The organism is Paraburkholderia sp. SIMBA_053 (assembly GCF_046534895.1).
In the GTDB taxonomy this organism is placed as follows: domain Bacteria; phylum Pseudomonadota; class Gammaproteobacteria; order Burkholderiales; family Burkholderiaceae; genus Paraburkholderia; species Paraburkholderia caledonica.
In genome coordinates this window covers 1-267 of record NZ_JAWRXU010000789.1, presented here as the reverse complement: position 1 = coordinate 267, position 267 = coordinate 1, and the positions used below count along the sequence as shown (strand labels likewise).

General features: G+C 36.3%; 1 pseudogene. It reads left to right on the top strand.

The annotated features are described in order from the left end of the window. Nucleotides 1-72 precede the first annotated feature (72 nt). Nucleotides 73-267, top strand: a pseudogene (locus SB753_RS37735) (UDP-N-acetylglucosamine 4,6-dehydratase); the annotation flags it as partial.

The following is a 267-nucleotide window of genomic DNA, read 5'->3' as shown; positions in this document are numbered from 1 at the left end:
AGCGGTGGTTACTACAACTACAGTTATGAATCTAAGTAATGTCATAAAAAATTCGAAAATTGGATAAAAAGTATGAGTGATGCAATTTTACCGTTGATTGGCAGAAGTAAGGTTCTGTTTTCCGAAGATATTAGCAAAAACGAAGAACTGCTTGCTGCTGAAGTTTCTAAGTCAAGGTTTCTTGTGCTTGGTGGGGCGGGTTCAATAGGTCAGGCGGTAACAAAAGAAATATTTAAAAGAAACCCGAAAAAACTTCATGTTGTTGAT